Origin of the sequence: Actinoplanes campanulatus (assembly GCF_014647795.1) — a bacterium.
Taxonomy (GTDB): Bacteria; Actinomycetota; Actinomycetes; order Mycobacteriales; family Micromonosporaceae; genus Actinoplanes; species Actinoplanes campanulatus.
On sequence record NZ_BMPW01000005.1, the window covers coordinates 364,932 to 378,074 of the forward strand.

Annotated in this window: 16 protein-coding genes; 10 read left to right on the top strand and 6 right to left on the bottom strand. The window is 71.9% G+C overall.

Annotated features, from left to right (window positions below; genetic code table 11):
* The first annotated feature begins 105 nt into the window (after positions 1 to 105).
* The 7 genes from IEZ13_RS12450 (at position 106) to IEZ13_RS12480 (ending at position 5,954) form a co-directional block, all read left to right on the top strand.
* On the top strand, positions 106 to 1,260 hold the full coding sequence (locus IEZ13_RS12450) for an LLM class flavin-dependent oxidoreductase (protein WP_183221416.1): 1,155 nt from the start codon (positions 106 to 108) through the stop codon (positions 1,258 to 1,260).
* Positions 1,261 to 1,339: 79 nt separating this feature from the next.
* Positions 1,340 to 2,290, top strand: a complete 951-nt coding sequence (locus IEZ13_RS12455; RefSeq protein WP_183221418.1) for an aliphatic sulfonate ABC transporter substrate-binding protein — start codon at positions 1,340 to 1,342, stop codon at positions 2,288 to 2,290.
* Positions 2,287 to 3,108 carry an ABC transporter permease gene (locus IEZ13_RS12460; protein ID WP_183221419.1) on the top strand — a complete coding sequence of 274 codons (822 nt, stop codon included), beginning with the start codon at positions 2,287 to 2,289 and terminating at the stop codon, positions 3,106 to 3,108. The genes IEZ13_RS12455 and IEZ13_RS12460 overlap by 4 nt, the downstream gene beginning before the upstream one ends.
* The gene (locus tag IEZ13_RS12465; protein ID WP_183221421.1) at positions 3,081 to 3,797 is read left to right on the top strand and encodes an ABC transporter ATP-binding protein; all 717 of its coding nucleotides are present in this window, start codon (positions 3,081 to 3,083) and stop codon (positions 3,795 to 3,797) included. Before IEZ13_RS12460 ends, IEZ13_RS12465 begins: the two co-directional genes overlap by 28 nt.
* A 57-nt stretch (positions 3,798 to 3,854) precedes the next feature.
* The gene (locus IEZ13_RS12470) at positions 3,855 to 4,634 is read left to right on the top strand and encodes a MerR family transcriptional regulator (protein WP_183221423.1); all 780 of its coding nucleotides are present in this window, start codon (positions 3,855 to 3,857) and stop codon (positions 4,632 to 4,634) included.
* Positions 4,634 to 4,978 (top strand): VOC family protein, encoded by a 345-nt coding sequence (locus IEZ13_RS12475; RefSeq protein WP_183221425.1) that lies wholly within the window; start codon positions 4,634 to 4,636, stop codon positions 4,976 to 4,978. Before IEZ13_RS12470 ends, IEZ13_RS12475 begins: the two co-directional genes overlap by 1 nt.
* Before the next feature lie 112 nt (positions 4,979 to 5,090).
* A complete protein-coding gene (locus IEZ13_RS12480; RefSeq protein WP_183221427.1) occupies positions 5,091 to 5,954 on the top strand; it encodes an LLM class flavin-dependent oxidoreductase in 864 nt (287 codons plus the stop codon).
* Here IEZ13_RS12480 and IEZ13_RS12485 read toward each other — a convergent pair.
* Complete coding sequence (locus IEZ13_RS12485) at positions 5,924 to 6,841, bottom strand: hypothetical protein (protein WP_183221429.1); 918 nt, start codon at positions 6,839 to 6,841, stop codon at positions 5,924 to 5,926. The two genes, IEZ13_RS12480 and IEZ13_RS12485, sit on opposite strands and share 31 nt — an antisense overlap.
* Before the next feature lie 77 nt (positions 6,842 to 6,918).
* Between IEZ13_RS12485 and IEZ13_RS47465 the strand changes: the two genes are divergently transcribed.
* Complete coding sequence (locus IEZ13_RS47465) at positions 6,919 to 7,053, top strand: hypothetical protein (protein ID WP_260179161.1); 135 nt, start codon at positions 6,919 to 6,921, stop codon at positions 7,051 to 7,053.
* A 250-nt stretch (positions 7,054 to 7,303) separates the two neighbouring features.
* On the opposite strand, the gene IEZ13_RS12490 is transcribed toward IEZ13_RS47465, so the two are convergent.
* Complete coding sequence (locus IEZ13_RS12490; protein ID WP_183221431.1) at positions 7,304 to 8,020, bottom strand: helix-turn-helix domain-containing protein; 717 nt, start codon at positions 8,018 to 8,020, stop codon at positions 7,304 to 7,306.
* A gap of 68 nt (positions 8,021 to 8,088) precedes the next feature.
* Here IEZ13_RS12490 and IEZ13_RS12495 point away from each other — a divergent pair, with 68 nt between their 5' ends.
* Complete coding sequence (locus IEZ13_RS12495; protein WP_183221433.1) at positions 8,089 to 8,967, top strand: hypothetical protein; 879 nt, start codon at positions 8,089 to 8,091, stop codon at positions 8,965 to 8,967.
* Here the strand turns inward: IEZ13_RS12495 and IEZ13_RS12500 are convergent.
* Together IEZ13_RS12500 and IEZ13_RS12505 are read right to left on the bottom strand one after the other, a co-directional pair.
* Positions 8,875 to 10,248 (bottom strand): MFS transporter, encoded by a 1,374-nt coding sequence (locus IEZ13_RS12500; RefSeq protein ID WP_183221434.1) that lies wholly within the window; start codon positions 10,246 to 10,248, stop codon positions 8,875 to 8,877. The two genes, IEZ13_RS12495 and IEZ13_RS12500, sit on opposite strands and share 93 nt — an antisense overlap.
* Positions 10,245 to 10,820 (bottom strand): helix-turn-helix domain-containing protein, encoded by a 576-nt coding sequence (locus IEZ13_RS12505; RefSeq protein ID WP_183221436.1) that lies wholly within the window; start codon positions 10,818 to 10,820, stop codon positions 10,245 to 10,247. Before IEZ13_RS12505 ends, IEZ13_RS12500 begins: the two co-directional genes overlap by 4 nt.
* On the opposite strand from IEZ13_RS12505, the gene IEZ13_RS12510 reads away from it, so the two are divergent.
* Complete coding sequence (locus IEZ13_RS12510; protein ID WP_183221438.1) at positions 10,819 to 11,325, top strand: GNAT family N-acetyltransferase; 507 nt, start codon at positions 10,819 to 10,821, stop codon at positions 11,323 to 11,325. The two genes, IEZ13_RS12505 and IEZ13_RS12510, sit on opposite strands and share 2 nt — an antisense overlap.
* On the opposite strand, the gene IEZ13_RS12515 is transcribed toward IEZ13_RS12510, so the two are convergent.
* Together IEZ13_RS12515 and IEZ13_RS12520 are read right to left on the bottom strand one after the other, a co-directional pair.
* Positions 11,303 to 12,529, bottom strand: coding sequence for an NAD(P)-binding domain-containing protein (locus tag IEZ13_RS12515; protein ID WP_183221440.1), 1,227 nt, complete (start codon positions 12,527 to 12,529; stop codon positions 11,303 to 11,305). The genes IEZ13_RS12510 and IEZ13_RS12515 overlap by 23 nt on opposite strands.
* Positions 12,530 to 13,078 carry an OsmC family protein gene (locus tag IEZ13_RS12520; RefSeq protein ID WP_183221442.1) on the bottom strand — a complete coding sequence of 183 codons (549 nt, stop codon included), beginning with the start codon at positions 13,076 to 13,078 and terminating at the stop codon, positions 12,530 to 12,532.
* Positions 13,079 to 13,143: the final 65 nt, after the last annotated feature.

Consider the following 13,143-nt stretch of genomic DNA (forward strand, 5'->3'; position numbering starts at 1 on the left):
CGCCGCCCTCGTCCGGCGGCGGCCGTGATCCCGCGCCACGCCCATCGGGCTTGCTTTACCTGCAAAATCTAGCGAGCCTATAGGTGTTGCGTTGAAAGGGCTCGCATGTCTCTCAAATTCCACTGGTTCCTGCCCACCAACGGCGGCGACGGACGGCACGTCGTCGGCGGCGGTCACGGCGTCTCCGCAGGCGGCTCCGGCCGCCCCGCCGACGTCGCCTACCTCACCCAGGTGGCCCGCGCCGCCGAGGACAACGGCTTCGAGGCCGCCCTCACCCCGACCGGCGCCTGGTGCGAGGACGCCTGGCTGAGCACCGCGATGCTCAGCCAGACCACCGACCGCCTCAAGTTCCTGGTCGCGTTCCGGCCCGGCGTGATCTCGCCGTTCCTCGCCGCGCAGATGGCCGGCACCTTCCAGAACATGTCCGGCGGCCGCCTGCTGCTCAACGTCGTCACCGGCGGGGAGAGCCACGAACAGCGGATGTACGGCGACTTCCTCGACAAGGACGCCCGCTACCGCCGCTGCGACGAGTTCCTGGAGATCGTGCGCCGCCTGTGGGCCGGTGAGACCGTCGACTTCCGGGGCGATCACCTGTCGGTCGAGGCGGCCACCCTCAGCCAGATCCCGGACCCGATTCCGGAGGTCTACTTCGGCGGTTCCTCGCCGGCCGCCGGGATCGTCGCCGCCAAGCACGCCGACGTCTACCTGACCTGGGGCGAGCCGCCGGAAGCGGTGGCCGCGAAGATCGCGTGGATCCGCGAACTCGCAGCCGTTCAGGGCCGGACGATCCGGTTCGGCATCCGGATGCACACCATCACCCGCGACACCGCCGAGGAGGCGTGGGCCGAGGCCGACCGGCTGCTCGCCGGGATCTTGCCGGAGACGATCGCCAAGGTCCAGGCCGGGCTGCGGCTGTCCGAGTCGGAGGGCCAGCGGCGGATGCTGAACCTGCACGGCGGCAAGACCTCCGACCTGGAGATCTACCCCAACGTGTGGGCCGGCGTCGGCCTGGTCCGCGGCGGCGCCGGCACCGCCCTGGTCGGCAGCCACGAGCAGGTCGCCGACCGGATCGCCGAGTACGCGGCGCTCGGCATCGAGGAGTTCGTGCTGTCGGCGTACCCACACCTCGAGGGCGCCTACTGGTTCGGCGAGGGCGTCCTGCCGATCCTGGCCGAACGCGGGCTGTGGAAGGACGAACGGCCACGCCGCCGGAGCAGCCCCACCGTGCCGTTCGCCGCCGTGGGACGAGCCGTGCGGTGACCAGGACGGCTGGCCGCTGGTGTTCCACCGTTCCGCCTTCGGGCGCGTTTCCCCGTACCGCTGAAAAGGAGATCTCCCCATGCCCACCTCTCGCCGTCGTCTCCTGATCGGCGCCGCCGGCGCCGCTTTCCTCGCCGGCTGCGGCGGGACGGAATCCGGCGCGAGCGCCGACAGCGCCCCGGGGAAACTGCGCATCGGCTACCAGCGCTTCGGCGGGCTGAGCCTCGCCAAGGCCCGCGGCGACGCGCCCGACGCGGAATGGTCGCTGTTCGAGAGCGGTCCGGCGCTCACCGAGGCGCTCAAGGCCGGCGCCATCGACATCGGCCAGACCGGCGAGGCGCCACCCATCTTCGCCGCGGCCGGCAAGATCAACTTCAAGATCATCGGTACGAGCGAGCCCGTCCCCCAGGGTGAAGCCGTCCTGGTCAAGTCCGCCAAGGGGTACAGGACGTTCGCCGACCTCAAGGGCAAGACCGTCGCGCTGAACAAGGGCTCCAACGTCAACTGGCTGCTCGTGAAGCTCCTCGAACAGGCCAACCTGACCATCGACGACATCAACGTGAAGTACCTGAAACCCGCCGAGGGCCGCCCCGCCTTCGACTCGGATCAGGTCGACGCCTGGATCATCTGGGACCCGTACTTCGCGCTCGCCGAACAGCCCGGTGTCCAGATCCTGGCAGACGCCACCGGCCTCGCCAACAACCGCGAATACCTGCTGGCCGCCCCGGAGGCGGTCACCGGCAAGGCCGACCTGATCCGCAGCTTCCTGGCCAAGTACCGGGCCACCACCGACTGGGGCATCGCCAACCCGGCCGAACGCGCGAAGATCCTCTCCCCCGAGCTGAAGATCGACGAGGCGACCACCACCCGCGCTCTGGCCCGCAGCGCCAAACCACTCACCCCGATCACCCCGGAGATCGGCACCGAGTTGCAGACCATCGCAGACGGGTTCACGAAGCTCGGCCTCATCCCGGTCGAGGTGAAGATCGCCGAACGCATCGACGAGCAGTTCAACGAGGCCCTGCTGTGACCACGGTCGCCGACCCGCCCGCCCTGCGCAGCCGCACTCCCCTGCGGCGGCGCACCCGCGGTCCGCGCCGCTGGTACCGGCTGATCAGCCCACTCGCGCTGCTCGTGCTCTGGGAGACGGCCGCCCGCACCGGCGTCCTGCCCGAGGAGAAGGTGCCCGCCCCCAGCCTCGTCGCGCAGACCGGCTGGCGGCTGGCCACCGAGGGACAGCTCAGCGAACACCTGCTCGACTCGCTCACCCGGGCCGCCGTCGGCCTGCTCATCGGCGGCACCCTGGCCGTGGCGCTGGCCGCCACGGCCGCCCTGCTGCGCATCGGCGACAACGCCATCGACCCGCCGGTGCAGATGGCCAGAATGCTGCCGCACCTCGGACTCGTGCCACTGCTGATCATCTGGGTCGGCATCGGCGAGGAGCTGAAGATCAGCCTGGTCGCGCTGGGCAGCTTCTTCCCGCTCTACTTCAACACGTACGCCGGGATTCGCGACATCGACCAGCGGCTCGTCGAGGCCGCCAAGACGTGCGGGCTCAACCAGTGGGAGCGGCTGCGGCACGTGGTGCTGCCCGGCGCCCTGCCGTCGCTGTTCCTCGGCCTGCGGCTGGCGATCGGCGCCGGCTGGCTCAGCCTGGTCGTCGGCGAGCAGGTCAACGCCCAGACCGGCATCGGCTTCCTGATGATGGAGGCCCGCGAGTTCGCGCAGACCGACGTGGTCGTCTTCGGCCTGCTCGTCTACGCGGCTCTCGGCCTGCTCTCCGACACCCTGATCCGAATCGCGGAACGGAGGACCCTCGCATGGCGACGCGGCCTACAGGCGACCTGACCGTGCAGGTCACCGGCCTGCGCCGGGCTTTCGGCGACACGGTCGTCCTGGACGGCGCCGACCTCACCGTCGGCCGCGGCGAGGTGGTCGCGCTGCTCGGCGGTAGCGGCTCCGGCAAGAGCACCCTGCTGCGCGCGCTCGCCGGACTCGACCCGGAGGCCACCGGCGACATCACCGTCCCCGACCACTACGGCGTCGTCTTCCAGGAGCACCGCCTGCTGCCGTGGAAGCGGGTCGCCGACAACGTGGCGCTCGGTGTGCCCGGCGCGGGCGCCCGGGCCCGCGCGCTCGCCGCCCTCACCGAGGTGGGCCTCGGCGACCGCGGTGACGCCTGGCCGGCCGAGCTGTCCGGCGGCCAGGCCCAGCGGGTCGCGGTCGCCCGCGCCCTGGTCCGCGAGCCGGAGCTGCTGCTGCTCGACGAGCCGTTCGGCGCCCTCGACGCGCTGACCCGGCTGCGGATGCAACAGTTGCTGCAGCGCCTGCGCGACCGGCACGGCTTCGCCGCCCTGCTGGTCACCCACGACGTAGACGAGGCGCTCCTGCTGGCCGACCGGGCGCTGGTCCTGGAGGGCGGGCGGATCGCCGAGGAGCTACCGATCGGCCTGCCGCGCCCGCGTCACCAGGACGATCCCGGCTTCGGCGGACTGCGCCGCCACCTGCTCGACCGTCTGGGTGTGCCGGCCGCCTGAAGCCCGCTGAGCCCGACGTTTGACCTTCGCCCCGGGTGAAGGTCGAGACTTGGCGGCATGGACGGACTCCTGCCGATCGGCGCGTTCTCCCGGGCGACGCTGATCTCGGCCAACACGTTGCGGGCCTACCACGAGTCGGGGCTGCTGGAACCGGCCGTGGTCGACCCGCGTACCGGGTACCGCGGCTACCGGGTCGCCCAGTTCGGGGACGCGGCGGTCATCCGGCACCTGCGGGAGCTCGATGTGCCGCTGGCCGCGATCCGGGAGATCCTGGCCGCCCGCGATCCGGAGGTCACCCGGCGGCTGCTGGCCGAGCACCGGGACCGGACGCTCGAACGGGCCGCCCACCTGGAACGGGTGCTGCGCACCACCGGCGAACTGCTGGACGCGCCGGAGATGGTGACCCCGGCCGCGGTCATCGAGCGGGTCCTGCCGCCGGTCCGCGCGTTCACCATCACCCGCGAGGTGGCCGAGGACGACTTCGCCGGGTTCCTCGGCGAGGCGTTTCGGCAGCTCACAGCGGTCGCCGCGGTGGGGCCGCCGGGCGCCGTGTTCCCGGCCGAGTACCGGGACGAACCGGTGCCGGTGACCGCCTACATGCCCGCCGACGACGGCCCCGCCCTGCTGCCGGGCGGGCGGTTCGCGGTCTTCGAGTTCACCGGGCCGTACCGGGAGATGACCGCCGGATACCGCTCGCTGGGCGCCTGGCTGGCCGGAACCGGGATGGCCATCGCCGGGCCGGTCCGGGAGTCCTACCTGGTCGGCCCGGGCGACGGCGTGCCCGAGGACGGCTATCGCACCGACATCTGCTGGCCCCTACACCTCACGGAGGAATGATGCTCAAGCTGGAGAACATCACATTCGACTGCGCCGACGCCGCGGAGCTGGCCGGATTCTGGTCACGGGCGCTGGAACGGCCGGTCGACGACGGCGCCAACCGGTTCCACGCCACCATCGGCTCGGCCGACGCCGGGCCAACGCTCATGTTCCTCCAGGTCGGCGAGCACAAGGCGGCGAAGAACCGCTGCCATCTCGACTTCTCCTCCGACGACCGGGAGGCCGAGGTCAAGCGTCTGCTCGACCTCGGCGCGACCCACGAGGCCGAACACGATGAGTACGGCGTCCGCTGGACGGTCCTGCGCGATCCCTCGGGCAACGAGTTCTGCGTCGCGGGCGTATAGTCGGCGGCACTCCGCTTCCGGCTCAGGAGACACGTCGCAGACGAGCCCGGGACCCCGCTGACGGGGAGGAGGTGGCGACTCGATGTTCGCTGCCTGCCTTACGGAGATTCACATGGATTTCGGCCTCGGCCTCCCCATCAGCGCACCCGCCCGCCTGCTCGACTGGGCCCGCTCGGCGGAAGCACACCGCTTCGACAGCCTGGCCCTGCTGGACCGGCTGACCTTCGACAACCCCGAACCGTTGATCACCCTGGCCGCCCTGGCCGGCGCCACCTCCCGCATCCGCCTGCAGACCGAGGTGCTGCTCGGCCCGCTCCGGCAGACCGCTCTGCTCGCCAAGCAGGTTGCCACGCTGGACCGGATGTCCGGCGGCCGGTTCGTGCTCGGTATCGGCGTCGGCGGGCGGGCCGACGACCACGACGCCGCCGGCACCCCGCTCCACCGGCGGGGACGCGCCCTCGACGAGCAACTGCCCGCCCTCCGCCGGATCTGGCAGGGTAGGCCGTACGCCGGGGCGACGATCGGCCCGCGTCCCGTCACCGCGACCGGCCCGGAGATCCTCATCGGAGGATTCGCCCGGCCGGCGCTGCGACGGATCGCGGAACACGCCGACGGTTTCCTCTGCGCGGCCCCGCTGTCCTGGGCCGGGCCCCTGGTGGAGACCGTGCACGAGGAGTGGGCGGCGGCCGGCCGCGCCGGCCGCCCCCGGCTGGTCTGCCAGATCAACGTGGCGGTCGGCTCGGCCGCCGTGGTCGAGCAGGCCAACCGGGCGGTCGCCGACTACTACGCCTTCACCGGCCGGGCCGGCTGGGGCGCACCGATGACCGATCCGGCCCAGATCGCCGAAACGGTGGAGGCATACCGCGAGTTCGGCGCCGACGAACTCGTCCTCTACTGCTACGGCGAGGACCCGTCGCAGGTCGGGGCCCTCGCCGAGATCGTGCGTCAGCCGAGGGCACCGGCCAGCTCGGGGTAGGTGGGGGCGAGCTGGCGCAGCGTCTCCACGGCCGGTTCGAGGTCGCCGGCCACGATGTCGCGCTGGAGAGCGCCGACCAGCCGCGCCTGGCGGGTGGCCACGGCGGCGGCCCGGTCGTGGCCGAGCCGGGTGAGCACGGTGGCGGCGTCGGCGAGCCGCCGTGCGCCGACACGGATCGCGAAGTGGGCCAGGTGTTCCCGTACCCCTGGATCGAGGTCTTCGGTGATCTGATCCGCGAGTAGGTGGACACCTGGCTCGCCGCCGACCGTCCCGGCCGGGACCGGCAGGTCCTCGCGGCCGCGCAGCCAGGCCGCCGCTCCGGGCAGCGCCGCACGCAGCGCGTCGTCGGCGGAAACCGGGCGGACCCGCTGGAACGAGCCACGCATCGTGTACGCCGTGGTGCGGTAGCCGATGGTGTCGGCGCGCCAGGCGGCCAGGAAGTCCGGCACCGGCAGGGTCGCGTAGGGGCAGCCGTGCGGATCGTGGAAGCGGACCAGATCGCCGTCGATCTCCAGCACCACGACGAAGTGGTCGGAATTGATCGGCCCGGTCATCCCGGGCAGATGCCGGAGCAGCCCGAACTCCACCGGCCCGGCCAGGACGGGCCCCTTTTCGAGGGCGTCGCGCAGCATGTCCAGCGCCTGGTCGTCATCCTCGGCGCCGGTGCGGTGGCAGGTCCAGCCGAGCAGCCGGATCGCGTCGTCGAGGCCACGGTCGGGATCCCACCCGTACGGGTCGAAGAGCGGAAGCCGCCCGCCGAGGATCTCGAACCCGAACGGCGAGCCGGTCAGCACCTCGATCACCGACGGCGATGGCGCGCCGGCGCCGAGCATCATGGCCAGCGAGTTGGCGTAACAGTAGGGCCCGGATCCGATGTAGTCAGTCACGGAAGCCAGGTTCGGGCCTCACACAGTGGGTAGGGTCAACCGTTTGCACAGTTTGCATCCTTAGGATCCGGGACCTCTTGGCCCCCACCAACACGGCGTACAGCAACAGCATCGGTTTCAACATGCTCGGCATCAACTCCAGCGGCGCGGCGGTCGGCCTCGGGACATTGAAGAACAACATTTCGTACGGGGGACGCTCACCGCCAACCTGAGCGGCACGAGCGCGTCCTACAACTCGTGGAACATCGGGGTGACGATGTCCGACGCGCAGTTCCAGAGTGTGTCGACGACCGGCTGGAACGTGTCCCGGCAGTCGAACGGCAGCCTGCCGGTGTGACCTCGCTGCGCCTGGCGTCGACCAGCACGCTGATCGACAAGGGCACCAACGTGGGCATCGCGTACACCGGTGCGGCCCCTGACCTGGGCGCTTTCGAGACCAGCTGACCGGATCTCCCCGGACCGTCAGGGTCGCGCCTTGACGGTCCGGGCGAGCGCGGCGGGCGGCAGCCCGGCCAGGGCGACCGTCTCCCGGCTGAGGTGGGCCTGGTCCACGTAGCCGGCCCGGACCGCCTTCTCGCCGAGGCCGCCCGGTTCGCCGAGCAGGTCCAGGAAACGGCGGAACCGCAGCACCCGGTGCATGGTCTTGGGGCCGTAGCCGACGGCCGCGGTGAACCGGCGGCGCAGCTGGCGGTCGCCGATGTCCAGCCGCCCGCTGAGGTCGTGGACCTGTGTGTGCGGGTCGTCCAGCCACCGCACCGCCGCCAGCATGGCCGAGTCCGGTGGCCGTTCCTCGGCGAACCCACCGGAGATCGCCACGAGCCGGTGCAGCGCCTCGGCCGGGGGCAGGTCGTCGGGCAGTCGCCGGGCCGCCTCCGGGCGCAGGTCGGACAGGTCGACACGGAGGTTCCGCAACGGGTCGAGCGGCATGCCGAGCAGCGGTCCTCCGGCGCCCGGCCTCAGCCGTACCCCGATCATGGTCCCTCCGGCCGGCATCGTGGCCGGCATCGGCCCGGTGTCCGGACCGGCGAGAAAGGCCCCGCGCCCCTGCTCCCAGATCAGGTCGACGCAGCCGTCCGGCAGCACCAGCGTCCGCGCCTCGCCGTCTACGGCGGTCCGGTGCCACAGGCAGACGACGGAGCCACGCAGTGAAGCCGGCGGCGCCCACTCCTCGTAGCCCATGGAACCCAGTATCGCCGGGCGTCCGTTTCCTACAAGACGAACCGGACGCCGCTGCCTAGGTTCGGGGCGTGACCGATTTCCTTGCCGCCACCCGTTTCCTGCACCGTGAGGCCCGCCCGCTGGAGCGCCGCCTCTACGCCACCTGTTTCGAGGGCGCGCCGCCGGACGGTGTGGTGGATGGCCTGCGCGCCTACCGCAACGCGGACGGCGGGTTCGGGCACGGGCTCGAACCCGACAAGCGCTGCCCGGCCAGCCTCCCGGTCGACGTGGAGATCGCCTTCCAGTCGATGGCGATCGCCGGCGCCCACGACGTCCAGGTGCTGACAGGGGCCTGCGACTTCCTGGCCGGAGTCTCCACCGATGGCGCGGTGCCGCTCGCGTTCCCGGTGATCGAGGACTATCCGCGGGCCGCGCACTGGACCGACTGGACCTATCAGCCAGGCGTCAATCCGACCGCCGGGCTGGCCGGGCACCTGTACGCGCTCGGTTTCGATCACCCGTGGCGGGATTCGGCCACCCGGTTCTGCTGGGACGCCATCGAGGGCGGCGCCCTGCCGGACGAGGTGCACGGGCTGTCCGAGGTGATGACGTTCCTGGCGCACGTGCCCGATCGGGAGCGGGCCGAGAAGCACGCCCGGACCGTTCTGGATCAGATGATCGGCACGTCGATGTTCCAGGCCATCCCGAAACCCGGCGAGTACGGCCTCACTCCCCTGCACGTGGCGCCGACCGCCGGCTCGCCGTGGCGGAAACTCTTCGACGACACGCAGATCGACGCGCACCTGGACCGGCTGGCCGCCGCGCAACTGCCGGACGGCGGGTGGCCGGTCACCTGGGAGCCGCCGTCCGAGGCGTCACGTCTGGAGTGGCGCGGGTTCGTCACGTTCCAGGCGCTGCGGACGCTCACCTCGTACGGCCGTCTGGTCCACCACGAGGGCGGCCAGTAGCGCGGTCAGCGCGACCAGGGCGGTGCCGCGCCAGCCGACGGTGTGCAGCAGCGGCGCGGCGAGCGCGGCGCCGACCGCTCCGACCGAGAAGTACAGCACCAGGTAGACGCTGCTCAGGCTGCCGGAGTGCCGTGGGTCGAGGGCCTGGATGCGGCTCTGGTTGGCGGCCTGGGCGGCGAACAGGCCGGCGTCGAGCAGGGCCAGGCCCGACGCGGTCACCGCCGGGCGGTCGAGGCCGGTCGCCAGCAGGGTGGCGCCGGTGATGGCGATCAGCAGGCTGGCCGCGATGACGGTGGCGGGATCGAAGCGGTCGGTGACCCGTCCGGCGTACGGCAGGACGGCGAAGCCGAGGAGCCCGGCCAGGCTGTAGAGGCCGATGACGGTCGGGCCGAGTGGGGCGAGCGCCAGCGCCAGGGTGACCCAGACGAGGTGGAAGGCGAAATACCACAGGCCGCCCGAGGCGACCGCCCAGCGGAGCGCCCGGTGGCGGCACAGCTGCCGGGGGAGTTCGGCGAGCACGACGGCATAGGTCTGGCCGGCGCGTGGCCCGTGACCGGGCACGGCCTCTGGCCCGGCGGCGCGATCCCGGTCGGCGCGCGTTTCTCGCCATAGCGAGGCCGTTCGGCCAGCGCGATCCCGGTCGGCGCGCGTTTCTCGCCACGGCGAGGCCGTTCGGCTGGCGCGATCCCGGTCGGCGCGCGTTTCTCGCCACGGCGAGGCCGTTCGGCTGGCGCGCGACCGGGATCCGGGTAGCAGCAGCTTCGCGGCGACCGCACCGGTCAGGGCGACCGCGGCGAAGACGAGCAGCATCCACCGCCATCCGAGCAGGTCGGTCAGCCCTCCGCCGGCGAGGCGGCTGAGCAGGATCCCGGCCGACATCCCGGCGGCCACCGTGGCGATGGCGGCCGTCCGCTGCCCGGCCGGCGCGTGCCGCCCGGCGATGACGCCCGCCTGCGCCGCCACGCTCGCGGCGGCACCGATGACGAGGTAGGCGGCCAGGAGCACGGCCGGGTGGGAGCTGATCGCGGCGACGGTCAGAGCGGTGGCCAGCACGGCGAGATGCGCGGCGACGAGACGGTCCGCGGCGATCCGGTCGGTGAGCGGCAGCAGCAGGGCGAATCCGGCCATGCACCCGGCGAGCGCGGCCGTGGGCACCAGCCCGATGAGTGTGAGCCCGGCCCCGAGGTCGGCGGCGACCGTGGCCAGCGCGGGCTGGATGGCGTAGTTGTTGGCGATGGCCGTGCCGGCGATGGTGGCGAGAAGCAGGCGGACGACGGTCACGGCGCGGTGTGCCGGGTGAGGATCACGGTGTACCGGCACTCCCTGCCGGTGGCGTTGACGAAGGCCCGCTCCGCCGGTTCGCCGAGTTCGATGGTGTCGCCCGGCCCGAGCACGTGCACGGTGTCGCCGTCGTGGAAGGTGAGCTCGCCGTCGAGGACCCACACGACCTGGCGGATGAAGGCGAACGCGGCCGCCGGGTAGGGCACCCGGGCGCCGGCCGGCAGGTGGATCTCGGCGATCTCGGCCGGGAAGTCGGGGCCGGTGATCTGGCGTCGCCGGTAACCGGTCCCGGGGTCCCGCCACTCGACGGCGTCGTCCCGGCGGCGGACCCCGCTCGCCGGCTCAGGATCCGTCTCGGAGAGCAGGGCGGCGATGCTGAGCTGGAAGGCGGCCGACAGTTTGCCGAGGATGACGGCGGAGGGGCTGCTCTCGCCGCGCTCGATCCGGCTGATCATCGCGGAGGACACCCCGGAGGTGTCGGCGAGTTGTGCGAGGGTCCACCGGCGGCCTTCCCGCTCGGCACGGATACGGGTTGCGATCCGTCCCACCAGCGGGTCTACGATATTGGACATGAATCTAATATACGAGACGACGATCCGGGCGGCCGACGCCGGCGACATGGAGGGCATCCGGGCGATCCGCAACCGGGCCATCGAGCAGACGACGGCGCTGTGGACCGAGACGCCGCAGTCCCCGGCCGAGGCGACCGCGTGGCTGGCCGCCCATCTGGCGCGGGGTTCGGCGTTCGTGGCGGAAGCCGACGGCGAGGTGGCCGGTTTCGCCACCTACGGACCGTGGCGGCCGCTCGACGGCTACCGGCACACGGTGGAGAACTCGGTGTACGTCCGCGCGGACCGGCACGGCCTCGGCATCGGATCGGCCCTGATGACGACGGTGATCGCCGCCGCGCGGGAGGCCGGGCACCACGTCATGGTGGCCGGCATCGAGGCGGGCAACACGTCGTCGATCCGGCTGCACGAGCGGTTCGGCTTCGAGCACGCCGGCACGATCCGGGAGGTGGGCACCAAGTTCGGCCGCTGGCTGGACCTGACCATCATGCGACTACCCTTGGCGTGAGCCGCTCGGCCAGGTGCCGTGCGACGAAGCGGGCGTCGTCCTCGATGCCGTGCAGCAGCGTCGACCGGCGACGGCGCAGCACCGGCAGGCCCAGCGCGTAGAGACCCGGACTGTCCACGACACCGCCGTCGTGGCGCAGCCGGCCCTTCTCGTCCACGACCGGCACGTCCAGCCAGCGGTAGTCGGGCCGGAACCCGGTCGCCCAGATGATCGTGGCGATCTCACCGCCGCGCAGATCGAGCCGCAGCCTCGGCGCCGCCGGAATCCGGGTCGGCTCGAACCCGGCCGGGCCGTCACCGATCCCGGCCCACTCGTCGAATCCGGCCAGCAGCCGTCTCATCTTGAGGTCGGCCAGCGAACAGACGTTGCGCAGGCCGCCGGAGAACAGCGCCGCCCCGTCCCGGATCACCGCGAGCCGCCCGACCGGTTCGACACCGAGCCCGGTCAGCGCGTTGAGGTCGATGGTGGTGCCCGGTTCGCCGACCAGTTGCGGCGACGGCAGCCGCCGGGCGCGGGCGAGGTCCTCGATCTCGTCGTAGCTCTGCGCCCACACCCCGGTCGCGTCCATCCACCACAGCACGTCACGGCCGCGATAGGTCCGTGGCAGGCGAACGTGCTCGCCCACCGACAGCACCACCGGCCGCCCGGACCGTCGCACCTCGGCGGCGAGCTGCACACCGGTCGCCGACGCCCCGACCACGAGCACCCCGCCGTCGGGCAGCGACCCGGGGTTTCGGTACTCGAACGGGGTCAGCTGCGTGATCCCGTCGGGCACGCCGGCGGCGCACTCCGGCACGACCGGCGCGTTGCACGCGCCGGACGCGATCACGACGGTCACGCAGTCCAGGTCACCCTCGTCGGTGCATACCTGATAGCCGCCATCGGTACGCCGGACCGAAGTGACAGTGGTGTTCTCCCGGACCGGCGCGGCGGTGACCGTCGCGTAGTCGCCGATGAAGTCGGCCACCTGGCCGGCCGTCATGTACCCGTCCGGATCCGGCCCGCCGTACGCGTGGCCGGGCAGCCGGTTCAGCCAGTTCGGCGTGAGCAGGCGCAGCGAGTCCCACCGTTCCCGCCGCCACGTGTTGGCGATCCGGCCCCGCTCCAGCACGATGTGGTCGATCGACCGCTCGCTCAGGAAGTGGCTGGCGGCGAGGCCGGCGTGCCCGGCGCCGATGACGACCGTGGTGACCCGTTGCGACACTCAGGCGACCTCGACCGTGACACTGGTCGGGTTGGTGAGCGCGTCGTAGACGGCGGACCGTTTCTGCGACTGCGCGACCAGGGCCTCGATCTCCTCGCGGCTGGCGTCGGCGTCGATGGTGAAGGTGACCTTGACGTCGTTGAAGCCGTTGCGGACGTCACTGTCGGCGCCGAGGATGCCGCGGATGTCGTGGTTGCCCTCGACCGTCGAGGTGACCGAACGCAGTTGGATGCCCCGGTTCTGGGCAACCGAGGCGACGCCGGCGGTGAGGCAGCCGGCCAGACCGACCAGCAGGTACTCGATCGGGGTGATGCCGTTGTCCTCGGCCGCGAAGATCTCCGGGTGGTCGGCGGTGAACTCGGTCTTCGTCTTGTGCGACTGCTCCTGGCCGAGGCCGAAGAAGTTCTGGATCGTGGTGGTGCTGTGCACGCCGTTCTTCCACGTGGAGGTGGCACGCCAGGTGAACTGGGCGGCCTCCGGCGCGCCCTTGAGGGCTTCGCGCGCATCGAGCAGGGCCTGAACGTTGACGCCGTTATCGGTGGTGGTCATGGCTGGAATCCTTCCGCTTGATCCACTCTTCTACAACACCCATCGGGATGCTAGACAATGATCTT